Annotated in this window: 19 protein-coding genes; 12 read left to right on the top strand and 7 right to left on the bottom strand. The window is 32.4% G+C overall.

The window, feature by feature from the left end:
• Positions 1-19: 19 nt before the first annotated feature.
• The 6 genes from tpx to ribB all read left to right on the top strand — a co-directional run bounded on the left by tpx (position 20) and on the right by ribB (position 7212).
• A complete protein-coding gene (tpx, locus tag FNB79_RS08750; RefSeq protein ID WP_143380951.1) occupies positions 20-526 on the top strand; it encodes a thiol peroxidase in 507 nt (168 codons plus the stop codon).
• The gene (locus tag FNB79_RS08745; RefSeq protein WP_143380950.1) at positions 519-887 is read left to right on the top strand and encodes a diacylglycerol kinase; all 369 of its coding nucleotides are present in this window, start codon (positions 519-521) and stop codon (positions 885-887) included. Before tpx ends, FNB79_RS08745 begins: the two co-directional genes overlap by 8 nt.
• A 65-nt stretch (positions 888-952) precedes the next feature.
• Complete coding sequence (locus FNB79_RS08740) at positions 953-3403, top strand: DNA translocase FtsK (RefSeq protein ID WP_143380949.1); 2451 nt, start codon at positions 953-955, stop codon at positions 3401-3403.
• Position 3404: 1 nt separating this feature from the next.
• Positions 3405-4046: a LolA family protein gene (locus FNB79_RS08735; protein ID WP_246073250.1), complete on the top strand. Its 642-nt coding sequence runs from the start codon at positions 3405-3407 to the stop codon at positions 4044-4046.
• Between the two features lie 7 nt (positions 4047-4053).
• A complete protein-coding gene (locus FNB79_RS08730; RefSeq protein ID WP_143380947.1) occupies positions 4054-6036 on the top strand; it encodes an LptF/LptG family permease in 1983 nt (660 codons plus the stop codon).
• Positions 6037-6057: 21 nt separating this feature from the next.
• Positions 6058-7212 carry a 3,4-dihydroxy-2-butanone-4-phosphate synthase gene (gene ribB, locus FNB79_RS08725; protein WP_143382594.1) on the top strand — a complete coding sequence of 385 codons (1155 nt, stop codon included), beginning with the start codon at positions 6058-6060 and terminating at the stop codon, positions 7210-7212.
• Between the two features lie 83 nt (positions 7213-7295).
• On the opposite strand, the gene FNB79_RS08720 is transcribed toward ribB, so the two are convergent.
• The 5 genes from FNB79_RS08720 to FNB79_RS08700 all read right to left on the bottom strand — a co-directional run bounded on the left by FNB79_RS08720 (position 7296) and on the right by FNB79_RS08700 (position 15994).
• The gene (locus FNB79_RS08720; RefSeq protein ID WP_143380946.1) at positions 7296-10955 is read right to left on the bottom strand and encodes a metallophosphoesterase; all 3660 of its coding nucleotides are present in this window, start codon (positions 10953-10955) and stop codon (positions 7296-7298) included.
• Positions 10956-10970: 15 nt separating this feature from the next.
• The gene (locus FNB79_RS08715; RefSeq protein WP_143380945.1) at positions 10971-13319 is read right to left on the bottom strand and encodes a hypothetical protein; all 2349 of its coding nucleotides are present in this window, start codon (positions 13317-13319) and stop codon (positions 10971-10973) included.
• Between the two features lie 9 nt (positions 13320-13328).
• Entirely contained in the window at positions 13329-14498 is a 1170-nt protein-coding gene (locus FNB79_RS08710) for a Pycsar system effector family protein (RefSeq protein WP_143380944.1), read from the bottom strand.
• Positions 14499-14626: 128 nt separating this feature from the next.
• Positions 14627-15574, bottom strand: a complete 948-nt coding sequence (locus FNB79_RS08705; RefSeq protein WP_143380943.1) for a tRNA dihydrouridine synthase — start codon at positions 15572-15574, stop codon at positions 14627-14629.
• A gap of 102 nt (positions 15575-15676) precedes the next feature.
• Positions 15677-15994 (bottom strand): winged helix-turn-helix transcriptional regulator, encoded by a 318-nt coding sequence (locus FNB79_RS08700; RefSeq protein ID WP_143380942.1) that lies wholly within the window; start codon positions 15992-15994, stop codon positions 15677-15679.
• A gap of 137 nt (positions 15995-16131) precedes the next feature.
• On the opposite strand from FNB79_RS08700, the gene FNB79_RS08695 reads away from it, so the two are divergent.
• A complete protein-coding gene (locus FNB79_RS08695) occupies positions 16132-17133 on the top strand; it encodes a YhdH/YhfP family quinone oxidoreductase (RefSeq protein WP_143380941.1) in 1002 nt (333 codons plus the stop codon).
• Between the two features lie 113 nt (positions 17134-17246).
• Here the strand turns inward: FNB79_RS08695 and FNB79_RS08690 are convergent, their stop codons facing one another.
• Both FNB79_RS08690 and FNB79_RS08685 read right to left on the bottom strand, forming a co-directional pair.
• A complete protein-coding gene (locus FNB79_RS08690; RefSeq protein ID WP_143380940.1) occupies positions 17247-18011 on the bottom strand; it encodes a helix-turn-helix domain-containing protein in 765 nt (254 codons plus the stop codon).
• A 46-nt stretch (positions 18012-18057) separates the two neighbouring features.
• Positions 18058-19200 (bottom strand): MFS transporter, encoded by a 1143-nt coding sequence (locus FNB79_RS08685; protein ID WP_143380939.1) that lies wholly within the window; start codon positions 19198-19200, stop codon positions 18058-18060.
• A 262-nt stretch (positions 19201-19462) separates the two neighbouring features.
• Between FNB79_RS08685 and FNB79_RS08680 the strand changes: the two genes are divergently transcribed.
• The 5 genes from FNB79_RS08680 (at position 19463) to FNB79_RS08660 (ending at position 24720) form a co-directional block, all read left to right on the top strand.
• A complete protein-coding gene (locus tag FNB79_RS08680; RefSeq protein WP_143380938.1) occupies positions 19463-20095 on the top strand; it encodes a Crp/Fnr family transcriptional regulator in 633 nt (210 codons plus the stop codon).
• 27 nt (positions 20096-20122) lie between these two features.
• Positions 20123-20464, top strand: coding sequence for a rhodanese-like domain-containing protein (locus FNB79_RS08675; RefSeq protein WP_143380937.1), 342 nt, complete (start codon positions 20123-20125; stop codon positions 20462-20464).
• A 204-nt stretch (positions 20465-20668) separates the two neighbouring features.
• Entirely contained in the window at positions 20669-21856 is a 1188-nt protein-coding gene (locus FNB79_RS08670; RefSeq protein WP_143380936.1) for a dipeptidase, read from the top strand.
• A 464-nt stretch (positions 21857-22320) separates the two neighbouring features.
• Positions 22321-23628 (top strand): TolC family protein, encoded by a 1308-nt coding sequence (locus FNB79_RS08665; RefSeq protein WP_143380935.1) that lies wholly within the window; start codon positions 22321-22323, stop codon positions 23626-23628.
• Between the two features lie 9 nt (positions 23629-23637).
• The gene (locus tag FNB79_RS08660) at positions 23638-24720 is read left to right on the top strand and encodes an efflux RND transporter periplasmic adaptor subunit (protein ID WP_143380934.1); all 1083 of its coding nucleotides are present in this window, start codon (positions 23638-23640) and stop codon (positions 24718-24720) included.
• Positions 24721-24769: the final 49 nt, after the last annotated feature.

The following is a 24769-nucleotide window of genomic DNA, read 5'->3' as shown; positions in this document are numbered from 1 at the left end:
TAATCAAAAAATTAATAATATGGCAACTGTAACCTTAAAAGGAAACGCAATAGAAACATCTGGAGAATTACCAAAAGTAGGAACTAAAGCTCCAGATTTCACATTAACAACAATAGAATTAGGTTCTAAATCTTTACAAGATTTTGAAGGCAGCAAAGTTATTTTAAATATTTTTCCAAGTGTAGATACTGGCACATGTGCTCAGTCTGTTAGAGCATTTAATAAAGAAGCTAGTGCTTTAGAAAACACTAAAGTACTTTGTATTTCTCGCGATTTACCATTTGCTCAAGCGCGTTTTTGTGGTGCAGAAGGATTAGACAACGTAATAACGTTATCTGATTTTAAAGCTGGAAGTTTTGGAAAAGCTTATGGGTTAGATTTTACTACAGGCCCATTAGAAAAGTTATTATCACGTTCTGTAATTGTGTTAGATGAAAAAGGAAACGTAATCTATACAGAACAAGTTGCAGAAACTGTAGACGAACCTAATTACAAGGCCGCTTTAGAAGCGCTACAAAATGGCTAAAAAAGAACCCCTTCTAATAAACAGAATTAAAAGTGTAGGATATGCGTATAAAGGCGCTATCCTACTCTTAAAAACTGAAGCAAGTATAAAAATCCAGTTTGTAATTGCACTTTGCGTTACAGGAGCTGGATTTTATTTTAATATATCGCCAACAGAATGGATGGCACAAACCCTTGCCATAGGTATAATAATGACTGCTGAAGGTTTAAACACAGCGGTAGAAGCTATTGCAGATTTTATTCACCCAGAACATCATACTAAAATAGGACTCATAAAAGACATTTCTGCAGGAGCTGTTTTCATTGCAGCAATTGCGGCAACTATAGTCGGTTTTATTATTTACCTGCCAAAAGTATTTTAAATACTATACTTTTAGGATAAACGTTAGTAATTTGTATTTTTGCTCAAATTAACAACAGCGCGTTGATGGCTAAAAAAAAACCAAAAACTAATCAATCTAGTACGCCTAAATTTAAGAAACCAAGTCTAAAATTAACGAACCAACAAAAGCTTATTTTTGGTAGTTTACTAATCATTCTTGGTATTATTTTGGGTACGGCATTTTTATCCTATTTTTTTACAGGTAAAGCCGATCAAAGTATTTTAAACGAATTTACTGTACGTCAGGTTGAAGCTGAAAATTGGGTAAAAAAATTAGGCGCTTACCTAAGCGATATTTTTGTATATCGTGGTTTTGGTATTGCGGCCTTTATTTTTGCAGGCTTACTTGTACGTTCTGGATTACATGTGCTCTTAGATATTAACTATCAAAAATTAAGACGTCATTGGTTTTGGGGGCTTTATTTAATTTTATGGTTTTCTATATTTTTTGGTTTTTTTGGAGAAAAACACGCTATACTAGGAGGTACTGTTGGTTTTGAAACCAATACGTTTTTACAAGATTATATCGGAATTTTAGGTGTGGCTCTGCTTCTATTCTTTGGACTTATCGTTTATCTCGCCACACGTTTTAAAGTAACTATTCACAGTTTTATTGCCCTATTTAAATCGGCTAAGAAAAATATTTCAGATGAATTAAAATCGAACGCAGAAGAAGATAGTTTTGCTTTCGATAATAATTTAACAGAAGAAGCCGAAGCTATAAAATCGGCACACGTTTCAGCGACTCAAGAAAAACCTAAAGCTAAACCTATAGTTCCCGAACCTGAACCTACACCAATTGTAGAATTTGAAACTTTTGAAAAACCTGAACCTACACAACAAGTGCCTACCAGTACTTTTGAAGTAGAAACGCCAAAAGAAGAAACTATAGAGGATGGTCCGGAATTAGATATACAAGTAGAAACGGTACAAGAAGAACTTTCTGAAACCGATAATTTATCAAATAAATTAGTAGCAGATTTTGGGTTGTTTGATCCAACACTAGAACTTGGAAAATATCAATTTCCTCCTTTAGATTTATTGAAAAAATACAATAACGAAGGTATATCTATAAACCAAGAAGAACTTGAGGGTAATAAAAATAGAATTGTCGAAACCCTAAACAATTATAAAATTGGTATTGCGAGTATTAAAGCAACAATAGGCCCCACAGTTACATTATATGAAATTGTTCCAGAAGCTGGTGTGCGTATTTCTAAAATTAAAAACTTAGAAGATGATATTGCTTTATCACTTTCGGCATTAGGAATTCGTATTATCGCACCAATTCCAGGAAAAGGAACTATTGGTATAGAAGTTCCTAACGAAAACTCTACCATTGTATCCATGCGTTCGGTAATTGCTTCACAAAAATTCCAGAAATCAGATATGGAATTACCGATTGCCTTAGGAAAAACAATTAGCAACGAAACCTTTGTAGTCGACTTAGCTAAAATGCCTCACATGCTTATGGCAGGAGCTACAGGTCAAGGTAAATCTGTTGGATTAAATGCCGTATTAACATCTTTATTGTATAAAAAACACCCGGCAGAAGTTAAATTTGTTTTAGTTGATCCAAAGAAAGTAGAATTGACTTTATTTAATAAAATAGAACGCCATTATTTAGCCAAATTACCAGATAGCGAAGAAGCAATCATTACAGATAACACTAAGGTTATAAACACGTTAAACTCGTTATGTATTGAGATGGACAACCGTTACGAGATGCTTAAAAATGCTATGTGTCGTAACCTTAAAGAATACAATACAAAATTTAAAGCGCGTAAACTAAATCCTAACGACGGACATCATTTCTTACCATATATTGTATTGGTAGTCGATGAGTTTGCAGATTTAATCATGACGGCAGGTAAAGAAGTAGAAACACCTATCGCGCGTTTAGCGCAGTTAGCACGTGCCATTGGTATACACTTAATTATTGCAACACAACGTCCATCGGTAAACGTTATTACCGGTATTATTAAAGCCAATTTTCCTGCAAGAATAGCTTTTAGAGTAACCTCCAAAATCGATTCTAGAACTATTTTAGATGGCTCGGGAGCCGACCAACTTATTGGACGTGGAGATATGCTTTATACTCAAGGTAATGACATGATTCGTATACAATGTGCATTTGTAGATACGCCAGAAGTCGAAAAAATAACTGAATTTATTGGCGGACAAAAAGCCTATCCCGACGCTTATCTATTACCAGAATATGTTGGTGAAGAAGGTGGCACAAATCTTGATATTGATATATCAGACAGAGATAAATTATTTAAAGAAGCAGCAGAAATTATTGTTACAGCCCAACAAGGTTCTGCTTCATTATTACAACGTAAATTAAAATTAGGATATAATCGTGCCGGACGTTTAATTGACCAATTAGAAGCCGCAGGTATAGTTGGCCCTTTTGAAGGAAGTAAAGCCCGACAAGTATTAATTCCAGATTTTGTTGCATTAGAACAATTATTAGAAAATGAAAAGAATAACTAAAATGAAAACATTTTTACTTTCACTAACTTTATGTTTTACCCTTTTAGGGTTTAGCCAAAACGATGCTAAAGCAAAAGCCTTATTAGATCAAGTATCTTCAAAAGTAAAATCTTACGATAATATTGCATTAGATTTTAAATACGTTTTACAAAATACTGCCGAAAATATTAACCAAGAAACTCGTGGTGATGTGGTTATGGAAGGAGATAAATACATCTTAAATATTTTAGGTATTACCAGAATTTTTGATGGTAAAACTCTATACAGTATAAATCCTGAAGACGAAGAAGTTACTATTTCTGAAGAAAACCCTGAAGACGAAGCAAGTATAACACCTAGTAAAATGTTATCTTTTTACACCCACGGGTACACCTATAAAATGGATGCAGAAAAAAACATTAAGGGACGTAAAATTCAGTTTGTAAAGTTAATACCTATGGATTCTAATTCAGAAATTAAACACGTATTATTAGGTATAGATCCACAAACAAAACACATCTATAATTTAATTGAAGTAGGTCAAAACAGTACACAAACAACTTTAACTGTTACGTCTTTTAAAACCAATCAGACCCTATCTAAATCCTTATTTACTTTTGATAAGAATAAGTACAAAAATTATTATATAAATAAATTAAATTAGGGAATACTTGAAAATTCTAGATCGCTATATCTTAACCACATATTTAAAAACCTTCTTTAGTGTTTTTATAATACTAATGATGATTTTTGTGTTGCAAACCATCTGGCTATTCATTAAAGAATTGGCCGGAAAAGATTTGGACATCTTGGTAATTTTTAAATTTCTATTATATTACTCACCTAAATTAATACCTTTAGTTTTACCGCTAACCATTTTATTATCTTCAATTATGGTTTTCGGAAATTTTGCAGAAAACTACGAATTTGCTGCAATGAAATCTACAGGAATCTCATTGCAGCGTGCAATGGCTGGTTTAAGTATTTTTATTATAGGACTTGGCATTGTTACTTTTTTCTTTGCCAATAATGTGATTCCTTGGGGCGAGTACAACTCGTATAACTTACGCAAAAATATAGCGAAATTAAAACCTGCCATGGTTATTGCAGAAGGCCAGTTTAACGAAGTAGGATCCATTAACATTAAAGTAGAAAAGAAAACCGGTGACAAAGGGCAATTTTTGCATGATGTAGTAATTCATAAAAAACCCAACACTGGACTAGGGAATTATACAACCATAGTTGCAAAAGAAGGAGAATTAATCGGTCAGGAAGATTCTGATATTTTAAAACTAATATTAAAGGATGGTTATTATTACGACGATACACCTCCTAAAAAATCTAAAGAGAGACGGCGTAGACCTTTTACTAAAAGTGCGTTTGATGTTTATACAATAAACACAGATTTATCACAATTAAATGACGTGGATTTAGAGGATAAAAATGTTGAAGGAAAATATAACATGTTAAACGTATCAGACCTAAATTATACCATAGACTCGCTCGCTTTAGAGCGTCAAGAAGATTATAAAAAATTATCTAAAAATGTTTATAATCGATACAGTATAAAAAATTTAGAACTGAGTTTAAAAACCTCTAAAGACACAGTTTTTGAAGGTAATATTTTAGACCTTTATGATAACGATAAGCGCCTTCAAATTACCGAATTAGCAATAAATAGTACAGCAAGCACCAAACAAATACTTGTTAATAATTTAAGGTCTTTTAAGACTAAGGCAACATGGTTAAACAAACACGTTATTGCTTTACACGAAAAATTATCTTTAGGCTTTGCTTGTGTTATTCTCTTCTTTGTTGGAGCTCCACTTGGTGCTTTAATTAGAAAAGGAGGATTGGGTCTGCCAATGATTATTGCAATCTTACTATTTTTAACTTACCATTTTATTGGAATTTTTGCTAAAAACAGTTCTAAAGATGGTACTTTTAGTCCGGTATTAGCGACTTGGTTTTCAACAATTATCATGTTCCCACTAGGTGTGTTTTTAACACGTAGAGCTACAGCAGATAAAGGCTTATTTGAATTTGACCACATTTTAATACCATTAAAAAAGATATTTAAATTTAAAACCTCTGCTGAAGATTTTACAGATGGTTACAGTCGTGATTTTAGCGATTTTAAACGTTATAAAGAAGATAAACTTTTAAGTATTATAAAAGATCCTACTGTTTATAATTATCACGAATCTGGTAAAATTGAAGCGTTATATACTTTAGAAGAACGCAATTTAAGTTTAGACGCCATTAGACAAAAAGGGATACATATTGATGCCTCTTTTGAAGCTCTTAAGAACTTGGTAAATCGGGTAAATATCTATTCAAAAATTGCTCTAATATTTAATATAACAGGCATCGTATTACTCGTATTATTTTTCATTTTAAAAAATAATAAAATGCCCGATTTAGCGACTATATGTATTCAATTAAGTATAATTTCATTTCTAGTATTCCTAGTTTATTATAGCGCTCAACAATTCCGTATTATCGCTTTTAACAAACATTTAAATCAAAAAAATAAACAATCTCATATATTGTTGACGCTTTTAGGATTTATAATTTACCCTGTGGCTCATGTCTTTTTTAAATATAAAACCAAAACAGACTTAAGTCGCAATGCAATACAACATTTAAACTAAAAGCAATATCTTTGCATCATGATGACAGAACCAAAAGAAAAAAAATCTTCATCCTTTAAACTACATACAATTAAAGAAGCCATTAACGATATTAGAAATGGTAAAGTTATTATTGTTGTAGACGATGAAGACCGCGAAAACGAAGGTGACTTTGTTGCCGCTGCATCTAAAGCAACACCAGAGATGGTGAACTTCATGGCCACTCATGGTCGTGGATTGATTTGCGCACCGCTTACAGAAAGTCGTTGTAAAGCATTAGATTTACATATGATGGTATCTAACAATACCGACCATATGGAAACAGCATTTACTGTATCTGTAGATTTACGTGGAAAAGGCGTTTCTACAGGAATTTCTGCGGCCGATCGCGCACTCACTGTTCAAGCTTTAGTAGACCCAGAAACCAAATCGTATGATTTAGCAAGACCAGGACACGTGTTTCCTCTTGTTGCTAAGGATGGAGGCGTTTTAAGGCGTACCGGACATACCGAAGCAGCTATAGATTTAGCCAGATTAGCTGGTTTAGAACCTGCGGGAATGATTGTTGAAATCATGAACGAAGATGGAACAATGGCACGCTTACCTCAACTAAAATTAGTTGCAGAAAAATTTGATCTTAAAATTATTTCTATTGAAGATTTAGTAGCCTATAGAATGCAACATGATTCTTTGATTGAAAAACAAGAAGATTTTGACTTAGAAACACGCTTTGGAAAATTCCGTTTAAGAGCTTATAAGCAAACAACCAATAATCAAGTACATATTGCTTTAACTAAAGGGCAATGGAAATCTGATACTCCCGTATTAACACGTATTAACTCCACCTTGGTTAACAATGATATTTTAGGCACCTTAACTAATAATGCAGATGCTAAGTTAGACAGTATGTTTAAAGTGATTAATGATGCCGAATGTGGTGCGATTATATTTATTAATCAGGAGCCTACTGCAATGAATATTATTAATAGATTGGCCATACTTAAACAAGAACAAAAAGAAAACAGTGTTACCAAAGCTCCTAGCATTGCCATGGATAATAAAGATTTTGGTATAGGCGCTCAAATTTTACATGACTTAGGTATTCATAAATTGCGATTAATTTCGAATAGTGAGCATACTAAACGTGTGGGAATGATTGGATATGGATTAGAAATTACCGATCATGTAAATTACTAAACCTATTAATTATAACTTATAAAAAAACCACCTTTTACAGGTGGTTTTTTTATAACTCTAAATCTTAAATCTTAGTTTGTGTTTTAAAACCCAAAACCTAAACCAAAAGCTACACGTATACCATCTACAGAATCAAACACTCCTAAATTGGCTGTTAGTAATTCTGCTCCGTTAACAAATATACCTCCACCATAAGAATTATGCCATCTTTCTGAATTATCCTGAGACAACCACACACGACCATAATCAAAACTACCATACATTCCAATTTTTACAGGTAATAACGGTGTTTTTAAATTGGTTAAACTATATCTTACGTCTGTATTTTGGTAAAAAGACCGTTTTCCTGTAAAGCGTTGGTTTCTAAACCCTCGCAAACCATCTTCTCCTCCTATAGCTGCTGCTTGATAAAATTCGAAATCATTTCCAAAATTAATCTGAGACTTCAGTCGTGTAGCCAACACTAAACGTCCTGAATGATCTAATTTATGTGCAATTGCCAACTCTGGAATAAGATAACCATAGCTACGCCCATTAAAATCTATATTTTGAGTATATCCTGTTTCTAAATCAAATTTTAATGCCAATGTTGGATAGGCTTTATTATCGTAATTAGAAAAGTGATACGCAGCATGAATGCCTCCAAATTGTACCTCATCAAATATATAATTTGGGAGTTCGCCGTTATCTTCTTCAACAAATCTATTGCTAGAATCGTGTACTTCGGTGGTTTCATAGTGTATTCCAAAATCTATCATGCTTCCGCGTAAAGAATTCCAAACTAAACTAGGCGCAATCCCAAAGGTTCTAACTTTTACACGATTATAGTCCACTCCTAAATCATCTTCATAATTAGAGGTATCATTTCCAAAACCGAAAAAATTCAGGGTATAATTTGGACTCTGAAAACCAGCTTCTACTTTAAGATTTAAGTGTCCAACAACATGAGCAAATTCTCCACTATAAGACAATTCAAATCCGTTAGTTGCAAAATAGTATGCGCCTTTAAAGATATGCTGACTTGTAAACGGATTACGCTCAAACCCATATCGTGTATATGTATCTGCAATACCTAGTTTTAATCCATCGTCTGGATTAGCTCCTAAAATGGGCAATAATTGGTTGGTATTACTTTTAAATTTCTTGTAATTGTATACTTGCGTATCGTAATCGTCTGTTAGCTTAATTTTAGCCGATTGAGCATTGAGCATATTATTCTTTTTCGATTTATAATCGTAAATCACAATATTCTTCCCATGCTCTACAGTATAATCATCATTGTTTTGCCCACCAATTAATCGAATTTTGATACGCTTACTTTTTTGTACAACGTTAAAAGTATCATCATCATCTAATCCATAAATCCAGATCTCTTTAGTAACTTTAGGAGTATAAATTTTATGATGAAAACGATCTTTAATCGTATCGTCTTTTTTACGCAAAACAGCCACCTCTACATTACCGTTTTCTAACCCTTTTACCGAAATATAATCGTCTTTATTTGTACCGGTTACAACAGCATATTTGCTAATGAGCTCGTAATAACGATCTGAGATATCTTTAAGATTTTTACGACGTGCTTTAACTAATGCTTTTATTTCTAACACAGATTTGTCTTGTACTTCTTTAGGGAACTTTAAAAAAGCTTTATCTATAACCTCATCTGTAATATGCTTTTGTATATAGGCTACTTGTGTATCCCAAACAGATTTGTCTGCATCGGTTATAAATACGATATCTAACGGATAAGGTTCTGCATTTACCCCTTTAACATCTCTTAAGTCTTCATCGTAACTTCTTAATACACGTGCGCCAGGAATTAAAGCCACACCCGCACTTAACATAAAACCTTCGGACATTCTTGAAAAAGCTTGATCGCGGTCTCTAGGTAAAGCTCTATATACTTTTTTTCCGTTTTCCTTAAATTCTAACCAGCGCCATTGGTCTTGGTGTCTATCCCAATCGCCAATAAGCATATCAAACAGTCTTGATCTTATGTAATTTTCTTGATCTATAATTACATCTTCATCAGAATGTATTTCTTCAAATACATCAAGGGTACTAATAATGTCTCCGGTAAAGTTTTCTCCTGCAAGATTCATATGTCCTTCAGATGCATGTTCTTCTAAAAAATATAATTCGTCTCCAAATTCAGAATTAAATTCTTTTAACGCATTTTGTTTTGGAACATAATATAGTTTAGGGTTTAAATGATACACGCCAACGGCATCAGACAATACATCTATAACAATTGGCGCATATGGGTGTGCTCCAGTAAAGACATCTGACACCAATGCTTCTGCTGCAGTATCGTTAAATTGCCCCTCAACGTATTGATCGCGAAACATTGCAGCTTGAATATATTGTGTGGCACTTTTTTTTAAAGCACGCATAACGTATTGTTTTCCAGATTGATCTTCTAATCTCAAAGATTTAGATTGTGTCCCTCCTCCTTTTCTAATTGGCACCACACCGCCATAAAGCGTATCTAAATTTAATGTTTTTGCTAACACCGGAGTACTGTAATAGTTTCTAAAACGATCGCCCCATAACACTTTATAAAAAGACGATTTATTAGTATCTTCTTGTGTTAACACCGAAGCGCTAATAGAGTCTTTAAACGTATTTGGATAAGTTGTAACCTGAGGAAGCAATGCATTATGAATATGCTTTCTAAACACAACATCTTGTGTTTCTGCTTTTACAAACTGTACATCTGTGGCTAAATTTTTATGAATATTTAAAACAGCATAACCGTTAGCCCCTAAACCAAATTGTCCGTTATTGCGTTCTCGAACTGCTGATGTTTTAGCCCCAGAACCACTAATAATTTGCGTTAAATTGTCTAATTGAATACACTGTAAACTGTGCTCATGCCCTGATAAAAAGATAACACGATCGTTTTGTTGCGCTGCAGCAATTAACTGTTTACGCATATCGTTATAAAATGCATTAGACATATCTGCATTAGATATCCCTGTCGTGTTTCTTATAATATTCTTTAAAGTTCCTATAATAGGTAAGGGTTTCATATGGTCTGCAAAAGTATATTGTCCGCCATGTGGCCCATTACTAAACATGGGATGATGTATAGCAACTAATGTCGTTTTCCCTCTTGCTTTTTTAATTTCACTTCTAAATTCATCTAAAAACTGTGCTCTAGTTTTTATCTCACAATCATCATTAATTGTAGGCTGTTTGTCCCAATTTGTAATGTACCATTCAGAATCTACCAGAATTAAAACCAGATCGTCACTAATATTTATACGGTCTATACCACAACCATCTTCAGGTTTAAATGTGTTTTTACCCAACACATCTTCTACTAATTTCTCTTGGCGTTTAAGTCCTTTTATCCCGCTATACCAATCATGATTTCCTGGAATTACGTATACAGAACCCGGAAACGTTTTGGCTACTTCTAGTTGAAGTTCCAGAGCTTCTTTAGCGGCCTTATGGCCTTTTTGATCTTTATCTGGAAATCCTTTGGGGTAAATATTGTCTCCTAAAAAAAACAACAAGTCTTCTTTACCCGCATGTGTAAATTGCTTCTGCATTTCTACTAAAGCCTTTGGTGCCTTTCCTTGATCTGGTTTTCCGGCATCTCCTATTAAAAACACATTTACAGTTTCTGCATTAATATCTTGTAAGGCACCACCATCTTGTACAGCATGTCCAGACTCGTATGTTGCACAGCTACTTAAACTAGTAAATACTATAATAAAAAGTAAAAATTTATTCATAAACTCATATTCCTATTAAAGCGAAGCTTCCAAATCTGCCATGGAAAACAATGTATTGGCTTGCTCTAATTTTGGATTAATATCTGCTCTTATGGCTTTAATACCATTTGCTCCTTGAAGCTCTTCTACTTCTAAAATTTCAATTTTATCTCCTATATAATTTTTTGACTTCAGGAACTCAAAATAACTTAAATATTCACGTTCAATGTTATTTGTAGAATATACAACAGTTAATTTATGAGGTTGAGTAATACGTTCGGTTGTTCCTTTAATTAATGCTTTATCTATACGTTTTTTAATCATTTCGTAACGTACATTATAAGCACCATCTACATCAAATTGTTTCTCGTCTATACGATAACGGATAGTAAGTGGTACATCGTAAACCAAAACTAAAGATGTAACATCTAACTTTACAGGAAAATTGTGTTGATTGGCATAATATAAAGCTTCCATTTCGCACATAACTTGCAATTGCCATAATCTTAAATTAAAAAGCACAGATTCGTGATAAGCTGTGTTTTGTGATATGGATTGCCCTACATACATATTATGTTCAATCCCATCGGTTTTAAACTTTTCAAAGTAATGAGGATAGATTTCTTGAGCCTTTACTTGCTTCTTTTCTATAAATACAGATAAAGATTTATTGATGTTATTAATTGTATCATCGTAAGCTTTTCTTGCCACATAAAACGAATGTTTATTTTCGTTTAATGTATTTATAAAATCATCTATTTTATCGTTTTTAGGTCCAGCAGCTTTAAAATGTCTGAAAAGTGGATAAATATCTTTTTCAAAAAACAAATTAATTTCTTGTTCTGTGTTATTATTAAAATCAGATTCTAATTCATAAATCTGTTTATCTATTTTATAAATAAGTTGTTCGTAAAACGGATAGTTTTTATCTTCAATTCGCTCTCTTAAAATGTTTTTACTTAACGTTAAAGCCATATTTAAATCGCTTTGTATGGCTTTATTTCTAGCAACAGAAGACCCTACAATATCTATTTGTCCAAATAAAGGCAGGACATTCTCGAACTTAATCTCATTAAAATTAGGCGAAAACCCTGCATCGCGTTCTTGAATAAATCGATGTGCTTCTTCTACAAAACGCCACTCCACTGCTGGGTGAATGGATGTGCATTGATTTTGAATGATGGCACTAATTTCATTGTCATACTCTGCAATAGACCGTTTAGAATGACTTAAGATAAAAGGCATTATAGTGTCTAGCTTAACTTTATTAATATGATTTAATTGATTTACTTTATGAGCAACCAATTCTACTATAAACTTTAATTCGCCATCAATAACAATAGGTAATAAGATTGCACTTTTAAAACCTTTCTCTAATAAAGTACGACTTAAACTATTTCCTGGAGACTTTTTACTATAATTAAGAACATTAGATAATACAACAGGCTCGTGATTTACAAATAAAGTATCGTAAACATATTTACAAGCATAAGATTGGCATGACACTTGTTGACCATCGTCATGTAATGTAAAAGTATGTTTGCCCTCACCTATTGGGCGAATTAATTGATCACCTTCTACGATATAATTACCAATTTCCAGATCACTTATATTGAATATTTTACGTAAATCTTCTATAATTGGTTTAGAATTATTGGAGTTTCCTTTAATAAGATGCGCTTTAAAGTCGTCTATCTTTTCGTCTAAGGTTGTATCAATCATACTAATAATTCCAAAACCTTCAACCGTCCAAGAATCTTCAGGAAAATAAAGATCCCAAACACTTTTATCTTGAGCATTTTCTAAGAGTTCGTCTAAAATTTCAGAAGTAATTTCTACTGCATTTTCATTGGGATAAATATTTAAAAAATCGGCATTAAACGTAATTCTGTATGTTCTTGTAACACCGGTGCCATCTACCAATTGAATTTGTTTAGGGCGCTCAAAATCGACATTAAATTGGTAATATTTATTTAAAATTATAGCATAGGGATTAAGATCTATAGAGTCGTCGTTGTCTTTATACAGTTTTCGCAGCACTTGATTTACATCAGACGAGGTTTCGTCTATAATACTTTTAAATCGTTTAGAGACATAAAAATAGGCGTTAGAATATGGAAATAAAGCGGCTTTAATTTCGTTGTCTGCTAAGGCAGGCGGAAATAAAAATGCCATTATTTTATCGACCTCTTCTTTATAACTATAAAATACATCTATAGCACTAGTACCTGTAACCAGTTCTGGGTTTGCATCTAAAATTTTAATACCTTCTTTAGCCATAAACTGCTCCATAGGATTTTTAGAACTTAAAAGCTTTTCAAAGGTCGATTTTAAATATCGAAACGAAATTATAGGTTTAAATGGTCCTGTTATTAATTGTTCCATATTTAATTATTATTTAACGGTTACTAAAAAATGATAGCTTAAAATAAACGATAAAGCCGATAATACAATACCTACCATAAAAACTGTATATGTTAATCTTAACAATCTGTACTTACGCTCTAACACTAATCCTAAAAAATATAAATCTTTAGTTAATGAATTATATAACGTTTCTTCATTTTCTATTAAATAATCTACACCCCACTCAAAATCTTCTAAAGACATTTTATAAAAATTTCCAAAAAATAAAATATTGGTTTTGTTAGCTTTAATCATGTCTCTTGTAACATTTACATTAGAGACATTAGGACGTGTAGATAGTACTGATAACACTATGGCTAAAACGCTAAATATTAAAAGTATTAAAGTAGGATAAACTAAAAATAAATTTGACGCGTTGTCTAATTTAGGTACTAAGTTAGATAATGCTACAGAAATTATTATGGCATTTACAGATAATAATATATTGGCTTTAGAATCTGCTATGCCACTTAATTCCATATGGTTTCTTAGCGTTACACGGTACATAGTTTCTACGCCTCTACCCATTTTTTTAGTTTTAGATTTCTTTGTTTTCTTTTTAGAAATCTTTTCTATTTTACGGTCCAACTCATAAGCATTCATTTCTTTTTTAGGTTGTAATTTTACTTGAGCATACGGACTATAAAATTTATGATTGGCTATAAATTCTTTATTCTTTTTTAACCAATCCAGTTCAGAAATATTTGTTTCATTTTTATATTTCAACTCTTGTCTTAAACGTTCAGAGATCTCAAAAAAATCTTCTGAAGCAACATGAGCACAATCGGCATCTTTAATTATTTTCTCTAATAGTGTTTTAGGCACTACCCCTACTTTAGTGACTGAGATAAGTTGCTCTACAATTAATAAATCTGTTTCTGGCAAACCTGATTCTTTAAAAAACTGTTGCGCCATAGCTACACTAGCTTCTTCATGACCTGTTTCTACATTTACATAACCTGTATCATGAAACCAAGCAGCTAATTTTAACAGAAAAGTATCGTGTTCATCACATTTTTCCATCATAGCCAATCTCGTCACAGTTTCTAAAACATTACGAGTATGTTCTATGTTATGATAATGATTTTTGGGTGATAATTGTCTTTCAAATAAACTTGTAACAAAAACCTCAGCCTGCTGTAAAACTGTATCTTTCATAATCTAAAGGTAATGAATTTTAATGTAGAACAATACTTTAGAAATGGCTCTACATCCTCAAATTTATAACGGTTAGTCGTTAAATTATGTAAAACTAAACAGATTAGTTTTATAAATTTATACCGCTTTTATCTTTGTTTAGCAAAAATCTCTGCAACTGTAGCTTTATAATTTCTCGGATTACCATTTTTTTTAATGGCTTTATAGACTTTTTTAGGATCATTAAAACTTTGAGAAAAATACTCCCAAAAACCTAACATTTTCATTTTTATAGGCATTGGTCCAGATAAAGCCTCGTCGTACTGACTATAAATAGTATCGTGAAAATCTTTAAAAGTTTGCCATCTATTTTCTGGATATTCGGTCGTATTATTTCTAATCATTTGTGGTAAAAAGGGGTCGGCTATTAATCCCCTTCCTATCATCCAGTGTGTTATACTCGGAAAACGCTCTTGTAAACTACGATAGGCTGCAACGCTAGTAATATCTCCATTATAGTAAAGTGTATGCGGACTTTTAGTAACACAATTTTGAAATGCATCTAGATCGGTTCCACCTTTATACAATTGTTTCCCTATACGTGCATGTATGGCTACATTTTTAATAGGATATTTTTCAAGAACAGGAAATACATCTAAAATTTCTGTAGGCTCATTATAACCCATACGCATTTTCATAGAAATGGTAATATCACTTTCGTTATGAGCTTGGTGTAAAACTGCATCTATTTTTTCAGGATTACATATCATTCCTGATCCCATACCTTGCTTGGTAACCATTGGGTATGGACACCCTAAATTCCAATTCAATTCTGTATATCCTAGCGATTGTACATATTTTATAACAAAGAGAAACTCGTCAGGATCGTTAGTCATAACCTGCGGGATTAAATGTGGTACAGTATTATGTGCCGGATCTAAATCGCGCTTATAGTTATTTTTAATTATAAGTTTTCCATTCAGTCTAATATATGGCGCATAATATGTATCTATCCCGCCAAAATACTGATGAAATGCATTACGAAAGCGAAAATCTGTAAAGCCTTGTAAAGGCGATGATAAAAGCGTGATGGACATTCAAGAAATATTTCTGCGAAAGTAGTAAAAACAAGATTAACTCTTTGCGAAAACCAAAAAGCATAATATGTAAAAAATTAAATGTAGTAGTATTAAAATAAGTTAATTCTCGATGGTCGCTTCAAAGAGCATGCCTCCTTTATACATTTCTTTTAATACTGGACGAATTTGTTTTCCTAGAGTTGTTAAACTATACTCAACACGTAGAGGCACTTCAGGAAACACAGTCCGTTTAATTAATCCATCTGTCTCAAGTTCTTTGAGCTGTTTAGAGAGCATGCGCTCACTAATATCGGGAAGTAAACGTACTAATTCACTATACCTTTTATCACCTTGATATAAATGCAAAATTATAGTCCCTTTGCGTTTTCCCTTTACTGTATTTATAAATGTATCTATAGGACAATAACTTTTTTTCATTTTTTTTCTCTTCTAAAGTGCTTTAAACATACAAATCTGCACTAAATGTTCGTTAGTGCACTTTTTGTAAGCTGTTGATTATTAATACAATTATGCCGATATTTATACAAAAGTAAGTAAAAACTAATACAATAAAGATGATAGAAGTCAATTCAACATTTAAAGCATTTAGAGTAGAAGAAACAGATAACAATTATACTTGCGCTATTAAAGACATGGCATTTAGTCCTTTAGAAGAACATGAACTCTTAATAAAGGTACAATATAGTTCCTTAAATTATAAAGATGCTTTATCGGCTACCGGAAATAAAGGTGTTACTAGAAATTTTCCACATACTCCTGGTATTGACGCTGTAGGTATTATAGAACAAACTACAGACTCTAATTGGAGTGTTGGAGAGTCTGTAATCGTTACAAGTTACGATTTGGGTATGAATACTGATGGAGGATTTGCAGAATATATTAAAGTTCCTTCCGCTTGGGCCGTAAAATGTCCTAAGCACCTAAGTTTAAAAGAGGCCATGATTTATGGTACGGCAGGATTAACGGCAGGAATGTCTGTCTTAAAACTTATTGCGCTTGTTAAACCTGAAGATGGCAAAATAGTTGTCTCTGGTGCCACTGGAGGTGTGGGTAGCTTAAGTGTATCTATTTTAAGTAAATTAGGATATGATGTTGTTGCGATTACAGGAAAAGCATCTGAGCAAGACTTTTTATTACAGTTAGGAGCAAAAGAAATTCTATTACGAGAAGATGCAGAACAGATGGCAAACAAACCATTATTAAAACCTTTATTTGCAGGAGGAATTGATACGGTTGGAGGTCAGATTTTAGAAAATATTATAAAAACAACTCAACCCATGGGAGCTATTACATGTTGCGGAAACGTGGCTTCTCCGAAATTAGAATTAACCGTATTCCCATTTATTTTAAGAGGAATAACTTTAATTGGCATTGACTCTCAAAATGCTAAAATGGCAGACCGTATAAAAGTCTGGGAAAAACTGGCTACAACATGGAAACCAGAACAATTAGGAAGCACTGCTCATGAAATTAACCTTGAAGAGTTAAACGCACATATACAACGTATGCTTAAAGGTGAATTAAAAGGAAGAACACTTATAAAGCTTACAGCCTAAATTACAAATAAAATAAGCTCTAGTATAAATTAAAATATATATTGTTTTAAACTCAATTATTTAAAATAAAAAATGCGATTGAACTGTGTTAAAGTAATCAATCGCTTTTTTATTTATGTATGTTCAATTCTGTATTGTGAAGGGTTTACTTTTACAAACTTTTTAAAGAATCTAGAAAAACTACTTATAGAATCGAACCCTAATACATAGGCCAACTCTTTAATGGTAATTTCGCTTTTTACTAATCGGCGTTTAGCTTCTGTAATTTGACGTTGCTGAATAATTTGTTTGGCTGTAACATTTAGTTTTGATTTTAAGATCTGATTTAAACGTTTTTCACTAATCCCCATTTCTGCTGCATAATATTCTGTTTTGGTTTCTTTTAAAAAAGAAATTTCCATAAGTTTTAAAAATTGAAAGACCCGTTTCTGATTTAAATCTTGATCGATAAACGCATTATTTTGAAAACGAATTAAGTGTAGCATTAAAACTTTTAATACTGTTTTTAGAATAATATAAGACGGTGTTTCAAGAGATAATTCTGCTGTAATCATATGTATCACAGCATGAATTTTTTCAGTTTTATCAGTCCCTTTAACAACTAGACGTTTAGAATTATTAAACAACATCATAATTTCTAAAGCATATTCTATGTCGTCTTCTTCTATAAATTCTCGTTCAAAATTAAGCAATACAGCTTCATTATTGTCCTTAGTTAAAACAGGAAACTTATCATTTAGGGGTTTAAAACTAACTATTAAATTTGCTTCATCTAAAAACTCAAAATAAATTCCGAATGCGTTTTCCGATAACATGTCCGATTCGTTATAATGGCCTTTAGAAATTTTAATTTTATGTGTCCAACTACTATTATGCATTTACATTTTAAACTAACGTTTAAATGTAAATATAACTACTTAATGTTTAATTGGCTTCTACTTTTTTAAAGGAAAATAGCAATATAAGGCCTAAAAGCAATGCTAATGCAGCTGCACAACCGTAAATTACAGCATAATTATCAGACATATATTCTATAAATGTAGACAAAAACTGCCCCCCAAAAACACCCATTGAATACAAGCCTAAATTTTTACCAAGTGTTTTACTTGAGCTCGCTTCAATCATCATATGGTTTAATAACGGAATGGTGAAGCCAAAACCAATACCTATAAAAATAGCTACACCTATTAATAAAGGCACACTTGAAAACACAGACAACAGTATATAACCTACAGTAAAACAAGAAAAGCCAAGTGTTACAGTATTGCCATCGCCTAGTTTCCCTACTACTTTAGGCATTTGGCTAGCAGTAATAATGGCAATTAAAGAAATAAATGCCATATAGTATCCTGTATAAGAATCGCTGAAATCAAATGCTTTTGGAAGATATAAAGGTAAAGACACAAAACTCACAAAAAACAACACCATAGCAGCCATAGAAGCATAAAACACTAATTTTACTTTTGGTTTATTCTCTTGTTTTTGTATTTGGCTTTCATCTGTAGATGTATTAGTTCTTTTTACATTGCTTAAGGTTTTATAAGCCAAAACAAGACAAACTAAAGCCATAAGATAGATATAAAACGGATACTGCCAATACCATTGGCCTAAAACGCCTCCTATAGATAAAAAGATAACTCCTCCTAACTCTATAGACATGCCTTGCCAAGCAATTAATTTCATACGTTCCGGTCCGTGAAACACTTCTGCAATAAACGAAGTTATAGATACTTGTAACATCACTGTTGCTCCTCCTAATAAAAAACGATTGGCTATTAAGAGGTAGTCATTGGTTATAAATCCACCAGATACTCCTATAAGGGCATACGGTATTAACCCCAAATACAACATCTTTATGGGGCCTAATTTACCTAAAAGCTTCCCTACAAATGGTGCAAAAACAACAACACCCAAAGCTGGTAAAGTAATTAATAATCCTGGAGAAAATTTAAAATTTAACTGCGTCACTATACTCCCTAGCGACGGTGCTATTACAGTTCCAACCATAATGGTTAAACTGCTAATTAATAAGACGGTAAAAATTCCGAAGTTAGATATATTTTTCATGCTACAAAACTGCAAACATCTAAATTAATATGTTTGACAACTTTTCTAATACAGTGTGCAAAATTGGAAATTGTGCTGTTTTTATTTCATTTTTTAAAAATTCTTGTTTAAAACTAAAAGGCAAGTGTGCTTCTTTAAATAAATAATTTGAAAGTAACCTAGGTCACTTTACAAGAATGTTTTAAGCTGTAATTTTGATTAGATTACAGTTTTAACTTTACTATATGCTTAAACTAACAGGTTCATTTTAATACGACAGTCTATGATAAAGACACTAATAAATAGCTATGGAGATGTATTAGAAGAAGCTCTAATTAAAGACATTGCTGAAACAGGACGGATAAAAATGATACCAAAACATGTTAAAATGATAGATATTGGCGATTATATAAAGTCTATACCTCTACTTGTTTCTGGTGTTATAAAAATTTTAAGAGAAGACGATAATGGCAACGAGTTACTATTATATTATTTGGAAGAAGGCAACACCTGTTCTATGACGATGTCCTGCTGTATAAACCATAATAAAAGTAATATAAGAGCCTTTACTGAAACTGAAGTACAAGTGATTTTAATTCCCATCCAAAAAATGGAGGAATGGATGGCAAAATATGAATCTTGGAGAAACTTTGTTATAGAAAATTATCATCGTAGAGTGTTAGAATTACTTACAACTTTAGACAATATTGCATTTAAGCAGATGGACGAGCGTTTAATACTGTATTTAAAAGACCAATCTCGAGTAAACCAAACAGATATTATACATAAAACACACAAAGAAATTGCATACGATTTACACACCTCACGGGTTGTAATATCTAGACTTTTAAAAACGCTAGAAAAGCGTAATAAAATAGAATTAGGAAGAAACTACATTAAGATTATACATTTATAAACCACACTTATAACACCCATTTAAATCATGTCATTTTTAAGTTCATTATTCGGGATAAACACTAAAAAAAACAAAGCAATTACATCACTTAATGCAAACCAATTTAAAACTGCAATCGCGACTAAAAACGTACAACTACTAGACGTTAGAACTGTCTCTGAGTTTAAATCGGGCCATATAAAAGGCGCTAAAAACATCGACTCTTTTTCTAGTGCTTTTAATTCTGAAATTGAAAAATTAGACAAACAAAAAGCGGTATATGTATATTGCAAAAGTGGCGTTCGCAGCAAACAAAGTGCTAAAAAACTAGCGGCTGTAGGTTTTACAGAAATTTACAATTTAAAACATGGACTTTTAAGTTATAAGTAATATTGTTAATTGACTTTTAACTTCGGATTAGAGATTTTTGTCTTTTTTTAAACTGATGAATTTTAAAAAAAGTAGTCAAATTATATAATAAAACAAGATTTAGTTTATCTTTATTTTTTTGAAACTTCGGATATACTCTCACTTTACAGAAACACATCAGGAATTTTAGAAGATATATTAACCAAAAAAACACAGATTCTTCACATGAAATATTTAGCAGTTTTGATTCTATTAGTGACAGCTTGCAAATCTCCAACAAACAAAAAAATGGAACCAAAAACTTATTTAGATATTCATAACGAAGCCATAGTTATAGACACTCACAATGATATTTTAATGAAGACAGAAGATCAGGGTGTAATCTTCGATCAAGATTTAACAGGTCAAACCCATAGTGATTTAGAACGTTGGAAAACTGGTGGACTGGATGTACAAATATTTTCTGTGTATTGTGACGGTAACACCAAGAACTCATACGCTATTGCTAATAGACAAATGGATAGTCTAGATGCTGTAGTTGCTAGAAACCCAGACAAAATAGTTAAAGTAGCGAACTCTAAAGCGCTTTTAAAAGCTGTTGAAGCACATAAAATTGCAGCTATGTTTGGTGTAGAAGGCGGACACATGATAGAAGGTGATCTTAACAAATTAGAAGCGCTTTATAATCGTGGTGCAAGATATTTATCTTTAACTCACAATGCCGCTCCAGATTGGGCCACAAGTGCAGCAGATGAAACCACAAACCCAGACTTGGAAGAAAAAGGATTAACAGATTTTGGAATTCAGGTTATAAAAAAAATGAATGCATTAGGCATGATGATAGATGTAAGTCATTCAGGAGAACAAACATTTTGGGATGTTATAAAACTTACCAACAAACCTATAATTGCTTCTCATAGTTCTGTTTACAATCTAGCCTCAAGTCAACGAAATTTAAAAGACGATCAAATTAAAGCTATTGCTAAAAACGGCGGTGTTATTATGGTAAATTTTCACCCTAATTTTATTGATAATAGTTTTAAAGCTAAAGCACAAGCATTTTTTGAAAGACATGCTACCGAAGGTGATTCTCTTGTAAAAAGCGGTATGGATACTTGGTATATGCAAGATTATCTATATAAAAAATATGCAGATGAAGCCAATCAAATCAGACCACCTTTAGCCACACTAATAAACCATATCGATTATATTGTAAAACTAGTAGGTATAGATTACGTTGGTTTAGGATCTGACTTTGATGGTATAAATATTACTCCGCAACAATTAGACGATGTTACAGATTACCCTTTAATAACTAAAGCTCTTGTAGAAAGAGGTTATAGTGAAGCAGATATTATTAAAATTTTAGGCACAAATTTCTTGAGAGTTTTAGATGCCAATGAAATAAAATAGAATCTGCTTAAAACTGTTTATTTTATCTTCATACTAATTACTACTCCTTAGATAATTGATTTAATTCATATTGGGCAGTTATACTTGACATGGTAACCATAAATACACTTTTAGCTGTATATTATAAAGTATCTTCCACAAGTAAAGTTATACCCGACAAAATAAAATTGTTTACCTATTTATTTTGTGCTTATTTCTATCTCTTTTTCAAATCTTAAACTTTATTTATTAATTGATTTGAGAGATTTAGAGTATGTTCCCTACTATTAATTCTCTTAATTTTAAAAATCTTTAAGGTCTTTAATCTATAACTTTATTACAAGTTTACACGCTTCAAAAAAAACAAAAACAACAAACTCATTTACAAACAATTATACAAACTCTTTTTTACATTTCTTAAGTAACCTAAGTAACTGACCACAGTATTTTATTGCCATATTTTTGATGCAATAAATTACATGAAAATGAAAAAAAGACACCTTTTAATACTTAGTTTTTTTCTATTTAGCATATTACTTCGAGCACAACAAATTACTCCTATTGAAAAGGCTGAAGTATTAACTAAAGTGATTGAAGAAAACAGATCGATAAAAATCTCTCAGCAAGAATATAAGGAATCGCAAGCAGATTATAAACAAACAAATGCGGTGTTTTTACCCAATATTACAGCCTCTCATACCGCAATGGCTACAACAAATCCGTTAATGGCTTTTGGGGCAAAATTGAATCAGGAAATATTAACCGCTAGCGATTTTAATCCTGAACAATTAAACGATCCTTCTCAAATTGAAAATTACGCTACAAAATTTGAAATTCTACAACCTATTATAAATATAGATGGTATTTACCAACGTAAAGCTGCCAAGACCAAAATGCACGCGATGGCGTTACAAACCGAACGTAAAATAGATTTTTTAACCTTCGAGGTCGAGAAAGCCTATATGCATTTACAGTTGGCTTATAAAGCGGTAGATGTGTTAGAAAAAGCTCTAGAAGCTGCTTTGGCTAATAAAAAATTAGCAGATAATAGTTTTAAGCAAGGCTATTTACAACGGGCAGATGTATTGTCTGTAGCAGTGCGTGTAACCGAAGTGCAAAACCAACTACAATCGGCTAAAAGTAATGTAAAAAATGCATCTAATTATATCTCATTTTTAATACACGATAATTCTAATGTGGTGTTTATGCCTACAGATAGTTTAACAGTAAATATAACACCTTTAATAGACAGAAAAGTAACAGAAAACAGAGCAGATATTAAAGTCATGCAACTGGCTACAGATGCTTACCAAAACATGTATAAAGCAGACAAAATGACTTTTTTACCTCGTTTAAATGCTTTTGGAAGTTTTGAGCTATACGACGACCAGATTTTCCATGCCGATGCAAGTGGCTATATGTTTGGTGCCCAATTAAGTTGGGATGTGTTTCAGGGTTCTAAACGTTTTGGAAAAACACAAAAAAGTAAAGCTGAATTTGAAAAATCTAAATACCAATACGAGCAATATGTATCTCAAAGTAATTTAGAGTTTAACAAAGCACAACGTATGCTTTTAGATGCAGAAAGTAAACTCAAATTAACGGCTTTAGCCTTAGAACAATCTAAAGAATCTTTAAGAATTAGAACGAACAGATTTAGTGAAGGTTTAGAAAAAACATCAGATTTATTATTGGCAGAAACTCTGTATGCAAAAAAGCAATTAGAATACTACCAAACCATTTTCGAATACAATTACGCACAAGCTTATTTACAATTTTTAACTAAAGACTAATTAATCAAAATGAAAACATACACCTATATAATCGCCGCAATTGCATTATCAATATTCACAACAAGTTGTGGTAATGATGAGAAAAAAGTAACAGCAGACACAACACCACCAATACCCGTAAAAGTAAGTGCTATACAAGAAAACACAAAGCATCCTTTTGTAACGGCTAGCGGAAAAATTCAAGCAAAAAACAGTGCAGATTTAAGCACGCGTATTATGGGCTATGTAAATAGTATTCCTGTAAACGTTGGCGATAAAGTAAAGAAAGGCCAATTATTAATATCTATAAACAACACCGATTTACAAGCTAAAAGTGCTCAGATAGATGCTGGTATTACAGAAGCTACAGTGGCTTTTAATAATGCAGAGAAAGACTATAACCGGTTTCAGAATTTATTTGCAGACAACAGTGCCTCTCAAAAAGAGTTAGACGATATGACTGCAAATTACGAAATGGCTAAAGCCCGATTAGAAGCTGCTAAACAAATGAAAAACGAAGTGAACTCTCAGTTTGCATACGCTAATATAAAAGCACCTTTTACTGGAATTGTAACCAGTAAAACTATTGAAGTTGGCGATATGGCAACTCCTGGTATGCCTTTAATTTCTGTAGAAACTCCAGGTCTTTTTGAAGTGATTGCCAGCGTACCTGAAAGTGAAATTTCTGAAATTAAGACAGGTACTAAAGTGCAAGTTAATGTGAAATCTATTAACAAAATAATTTCTGGAATAGTTACAGAAGTCAGCACATCTGCAAAACATACGGGCGTACAATATTTAGTAAAGGTTGCTTTAAACAGTACAGATGCTCCTATTTTATCGGGAATGTTTACAACGGTTCAATTTCCTGTTGCTAAAAAAGCAACGACAACGAGTATGATATTAATTCCTAAGTCTGCACTAGTCACTCGCGGACAACTTACTGGAATATATACAGCAAGCCAAAGCGGAACTGCCGTTTTACGTTGGTTACGTTTAGGCCGTACATATGGAGACACGATTGAAGTGTTATCTGGTTTATCTGCGAATGAGTCTTACATCGTATCTGCCGAAGCAAAATTATTTAATGGTGCCAAAATTTCAATTCAATAACTAACATACCGCGTTAAGGATAGCAGCGACATCCTTTTTAATGTGCCTT

Source organism: Formosa sediminum (assembly GCF_007197735.1).
GTDB lineage: Bacteria > Bacteroidota > Bacteroidia > Flavobacteriales > Flavobacteriaceae > Formosa > Formosa sediminum.
This window is presented reverse-complemented; position numbering and strand designations above follow the sequence as displayed.